Below are 2924 nucleotides of genomic sequence, written 5' to 3' on the forward strand. Positions count from 1 at the left end.
AGAAGTACGGTGTTCTAAAGATTTTTGAATAGAGATTAAAGAACTTAAATGTTCTACCAGCTAGGTGCATTTCAAATATAACATCTGGCTTTATTTTTCTGACGCTCTTGTAGAAACTCTTCCAGTCCCCTGCTGTTTTTAAATCACAACTTATGACTTGATCACACTCAATACCCACGTTCTTATAAAGAGGAGTTATCCACGAAGGGATAGCATAGATTATTTTTGCATCTGGGTAGAGCTCTCGAATGTATTGAAGTGCTGAGAGACCCATGATGGAGTCACCCATTGCTCTATTTTTTACTACGAGAATTGTTCGATATGTCATGGCACTCAGTATAGTAAATTAATTAGAGCGTGTTAATACTTTATAATTTAACGCGCCCCTCACGTCTCTTAACTATTCAAGAAAATTGATTCTCTTATGAATATATTCCACTATCTCATCTATTGTTTTATTCTTTCCAAATGATTCTTCAAACTTGTCCTGAACTTTTACTAAAGATTTAAGTATTCGAGGAATTATATGAGTTTTCGCTCTTTTTAGAATATAGCCTTTATTAAGTCCCAATTCCCCCTCAAGCCAATGAAAGTGCTTAGACGTAAATTTCTTTGCGTCACTTTGTCCATTTAACTTAAAAGCAAAGTTCTTAGCGATCCCCTCCTTAACATAAATTGCAGTTGAAATGAGGTCATAAAATGGTGTTAAACGATAACCTCGGTCTGTTACGATAAAACCTAGATTCTTTGCATGAGAATCATTGTTTCCAATTAGTATATTGAAAATAAGCCAATCAAGAAAACGTATACGATCCTTTCCATCACAAGAAACTTCTATTAATAGTGCGTAAAGCTCTTTAAGGGTAGGCCCTCCATTTTTTTCATACTTATATTTTGAAGGAAGTAAAGATGCTTGTAAAAAGTCTATTTGATGAATTTTCTCCCCTTTATTTCTGTCATATCTTTTAACAAAGAGAAGAGGTGAATTGATATCTCCAACTATTTCACAATCAACTACTCCAAGCCCAATTGAATCAGCTAGCTTAAGACAGAAGAACTCATTGAAGACGCTTGAGTTAGGAAAATTTAAAACATGATGTGGACCCTTTACAATGTAGTTACTAGACATGTTTTTATAGAAGTAGATTTTTTTCCTATTATAATAAATACTACATTTTTCTTGAGCCCCAGGTATAGAGAAGTCTATGCCTTTATTACTTTTCCAATAATTTATTACACCATTATCCTTCTTAAAGATTTCGTATAATTCTTGTGAAGTGATTTGCTTCTTTTGAGGGATAAGTTTAGCGCCCTGATAATCTATACTTTTTCGAACTTCAAAAGCACCTATTAAATCTTCTCCATGATTTTCTAAAAATGAAAAAGGGTCATCACTCTCTAACTGCTCAATACTCTCTATCGACTTCCTAACTCTTCCCTCAGGCAATAAGTTCTCAAAGAATGGAGTAACCTCATGAGACTCATAGATTTTTTCAAAGTCAGTAAAGTTCGGACTTAAGGCAAATTTCTTCCAGCTAGCATCGTAAGAAAAACGGAGACCCTTCGGAGTCTTTTCAATACATCCAACGAGCTCTTCTCCAAAAAACAAATAGAGTTTATTCATGGCTAATCTCAAATTTAATATTTAAAATATCGAATATCTTTAGGATTGTTGAGAGCTTTGATTCTTCAGGATTATTTTGTAGTCTGTTAATTGTTGCTCGACTCACACCTGTAATTGCCTCAATTTCTCTGATTGTAAGTTCTGAGTCTTTCAGAGATTGTCGAATAATTATAGCTATTTCGTTATTGTTCATGATTACACAATATACTATTTAAGGTTTTTCTACAATATATACGTATTCTGTAATCACATACGATTACAAAAACTAAAAAAGGTAGAATATTTGATAAATACTAATACTTTGTAACTACAAACGATTACAAAATATTAGTATAGTTATTAAAGGAACTAGAGTATTTCCGCTTCTTAACTAACTATTCAATTTAAAACTTCTAAAGATCAATTGAATCTTCTTCGATTATCTTTACTCTAAATGCGGACTAAACAGGTCGCTATACATACTATAGCTTACTTTTATACTAGCATCAGCAATGATAACTAAAGCTTACACAATAGACCTAGACCAATAAATGCATACCAAGGCTTACACTCATTAATCTTATGATCTAAATATAGCTTTATAAAACTATGTAAAAAAGGAAATCAACTACTTGGCTCAATCACAAACTTTTAATTTCTTAAATAACTATTGACCTAAAAATTATAAAGAACAATCCCCCCTCTTTTGGTATAGTGATTACATATGGTTAAATTATCAGCAGTTATCATTACATTTAATGAAGAACATAATATTAGAAGATGTCTTGAGTCCATTAAGGATATCGCTGATGAAATAGTAGTTGTTGACTCATTTTCAACAGATAAGACTGAGGATATCTGTAGAGAGTTCAATGTCGTTTGGATTGAAAATAAATTTGAGGGACATATTGAGCAGAAGAACTTTGCTCTAAAGGCGGCAGCTCATGATCATATTCTTTCACTAGATGCAGATGAGGCACTAGATGATCAACTCATAGATCAAATCAAATCTATAAAGAATAACTTTGAGGCCGATGGTTACTACTTCAATAGGCTTACTCACTATGTGGATCAATGGATCTATAGATGTGGCTGGTATCCTGATTCAAAACTTAGACTTCTAAATAGAAGAAAAGGTCACTGGAGTGGAGTTAACCCTCACGACATAATCAAGATGGATTACAATTCAAATATTCATAAGCTTCAAGGAAATCTTCTTCATTATAGCTATGACTCAATCACAGATCATGTAAATCAGACGAATAAGTTCACTACAATTGCGGCCAAAGCTGCCTTCAATGCAGGAAAGAGATCTAGTAAC

Annotated in this window: 4 protein-coding genes; 1 reads left to right on the forward strand and 3 read right to left on the reverse strand. The window is 33.0% G+C overall.

Features of this window, described 5'->3' with window-relative positions; translation table 11 throughout:
• From ABX784_RS16660 to ABX784_RS16670, 3 genes are all read right to left on the reverse strand, one after another.
• Positions 1-328 (reverse strand): glycosyltransferase family 9 protein (locus ABX784_RS16660; RefSeq protein WP_372656191.1); only part of this gene is annotated, 328 nt, incomplete at its 3' end.
• Positions 329-400: 72 nt separating this feature from the next.
• Complete coding sequence (locus ABX784_RS16665) at positions 401-1624, reverse strand: HipA domain-containing protein (RefSeq protein WP_372656192.1); 1224 nt, start codon at positions 1622-1624, stop codon at positions 401-403.
• On the reverse strand, positions 1617-1817 hold the full coding sequence (locus tag ABX784_RS16670; protein WP_372656193.1) for a helix-turn-helix domain-containing protein: 201 nt from the start codon (positions 1815-1817) through the stop codon (positions 1617-1619). Before ABX784_RS16670 ends, ABX784_RS16665 begins: the two co-directional genes overlap by 8 nt.
• Positions 1818-2327: 510 nt before the next feature.
• Between ABX784_RS16670 and ABX784_RS16675 the strand changes: the two genes are divergently transcribed.
• Positions 2328-2924, forward strand: a 597-nt coding sequence (locus tag ABX784_RS16675) for a glycosyltransferase family 2 protein (protein ID WP_372656194.1), incomplete at its 3' end; no start/stop codon positions are given.

It is taken from the genome of Halobacteriovorax sp., from assembly GCF_041587335.1.
GTDB lineage: Bacteria > Bdellovibrionota > Bacteriovoracia > Bacteriovoracales > Bacteriovoracaceae > Halobacteriovorax.